This is a genomic window from Mojavia sp. (genome assembly GCF_059505145.1).
Genome location: NZ_JCACKA010000061.1, coordinates 1 through 2,303 on the forward strand (window position 1 = coordinate 1; position 2,303 = coordinate 2,303).

Genomic DNA, 2,303 nt, shown 5'->3' on the forward strand with positions numbered 1-2,303 from the left:
TCCTCCTCTGGTGGGTAAATTAAGTCTTTGAGTTGATCCAACAGAAAAATATCAGCTTCTCCCCTTCTAAAGATGTCTAAGGGCATAACAGTACATTCAGTTTCGTAGAATCGTTTGATTTGTGGGTTGGACATATCAGCATCAAACGCTGCGAAGTTTTGATTGGTGTCGAGGTAAGTTTGGATCATTGCCCTAGAAAAGGTGGACTTTCCTACACCGCCCTTATCTCCAGTCACAATTACTAATCTACGGCTGTAGACTTTAGTTGCATTATTGGTGTTGTCTGTCATTCTTTTTTTGCCCATCGAACGGCAACCTATTGATGAACGTATTTTACCCTTATTTATTTAACAAAGAGACAGGACTAAGAACATAGAATCCATAATTTATGATTCTGGATTCTGATTAAAGCTCCTGCTGTGATGAAGTTTTTTGTTGTTGAAAGTAAAGTTTTTCTAAGAGTTGTTCATTCCAATCTCTATCTCTAGTTTTGGCTGTGACCGTAGTTGCTCCCTTCAACAGCTTCTGAATAGTCAGGGTCGTTTCATGGCCCCAAGCATTATTATCAAATGCCATTTCTACTACCGGGACTGTTGAAAGAAAATCTACTGGTATACTTTTGGGATTATCTACTGCTAAATACATTGTTCTTTGTTGCGGTATCCCTTTGTAGGCTTTCAATTCAAGCGTGGCAAATGATAATGCCTCAATAGGAGATTTACACAATACTGCTCTTTCTACCTTACCTTGAGGTTGTCCTCCTAAGTGAAAGTAAAACCAGCTACCACTCCGCTTTGTACCTTTGTGGTAGCCCTTGAAAGTGTTATTCTCCCCCTTTGTTCCTCTCAAAAAAGCACCCTTTGTTTGGTCATTGAAATTCCGCATGACAAATACAGCATTTTGATGAGCGTCAGCATAAACTAAACCTCGTTGATAAAGAGCTTGTACAAAATTTGGTGGTATCAAGCGCTTATCCGTTAAGTATTGGGCAACTGCTGACCAAAGGGCTTTATCTTCAACTGGTCGTTGAAATTGAGGGCGTGGTTGGGAGCAAATAATCTCGTTTGTTATATGAAGTGAATGAGCGATCGCTGCTTTTTGGACTCCAGTTTCACCAGATGATTCATATAACCAAGCGATCGCCTGGTAGAAATTGCAATTGTTAACGTGCATCACCAAATCAATCGCACCGCCGCCACCCTTTTGCTCTTGGGGTGAAAAATCGTAAAACTTTGACCCATCAATACTAATGATGTGTCCATAGCCCTTCCACCGTCCATCAACAGAATCTAGCCCTAATGCCCAAGCTACATCAGCTAAAGGTAAATCGCGCATTAAGTCAGCTTTTTGTCGCCATTCTAAATTCTCCTGCTCTAATTGAACTACGCGTGTTTCTAAATTCTGTCGAAGTTTCTCTGAGGCTATTGATGATAAACAAGCTCGTTTCTCCAACTGGATAATTCGTCGGCGGTCAGCCAATTGGTGATCTAGTTGTTGGATGCGTCGGTCGTTCTTAATTCGGTTAAGTAATTCCTGGGCTGTTTCTCCTGGTAAAGGTGCAAATCGTTCTAACTCCAAACTCAGGGGTTGAGAGTTGACCGCCTGATAATATTCTTGAACCTGGATATGTTTAGCTTTTGAGCCTTTAACTCCCCGTTGGATACCTAAAGGAGCAAGTGCCGAGGCATAACTATCTTGAAGTTGTGACATTTTCAGCCGTCCCTGTGCCACAGAACCGCCGAACATTTCCTTATAACTAAGTCGTTTGGTTTTTTCGTTGAGTGGCACGATATAGGCATGAATGTGTGGGGTCGATTCATCCAAGTGCAATTCGGCTCTGACACATTTATTTCCATACTTTTCTAACAGCCATTTTTGGGAAGCATTCGTAAAATCCTCCATCTTCTGATTGTTCCAAGTCCCAGCTATTGATGGATCATCGGGACGAAAGTATTCTGGACTTGCACTCAAAAATATTTCACTGCACAGCACTGCATCTTTTCTGGGCTGGTAGTTTGTCTTTGATTTTATCAGTTCCTTAACTACTTCTTCGAGCGATCTCTCATCTCCTGCTCCAATCAGCCGGATATTCTGTTTGGTTGGATCGGCATTGGGAGTATCCTGAAGTCGGGCAGTATGTTTTTCACTTCCCCCAATATTCCCGAATGATTTTAATTTTTCGACTCGTAGTATTGCTAACGCTACCATTGATTTATTCTCGCTGCAACGAGTGTCTTTGAAAAACTTCCGCGCTCCCGGCAGGGCGAACTACTTTTGCGTTTTGAGCGAAGCGAAAAATGGCG

2 protein-coding genes are annotated in these 2,303 nt (G+C 42.0%); both read right to left on the minus strand.

Features of this window, described 5'->3' with window-relative positions; all coding sequences use genetic code 11:
- A partial coding sequence (locus AC5JL8_RS12290; protein WP_495880059.1) for a nucleotide-binding protein occupies positions 1-290 on the minus strand: 290 nt, incomplete at its 3' end.
- A gap of 115 nt (positions 291-405) precedes the next feature.
- Complete coding sequence (mobV, locus tag AC5JL8_RS12295) at positions 406-2,208, minus strand: MobV family relaxase (RefSeq protein ID WP_495880060.1); 1,803 nt, start codon at positions 2,206-2,208, stop codon at positions 406-408.
- Positions 2,209-2,303: the final 95 nt, after the last annotated feature.

Bases quoted from the DNA above. Each gene is read 5' to 3' on its own strand.
- mobV (WP_495880060.1), bottom strand. From the start codon at position 2,208: ATGGTAGCGTTAGCAATACTACGAGTCGAAAAATTAAAATCATTCGGG.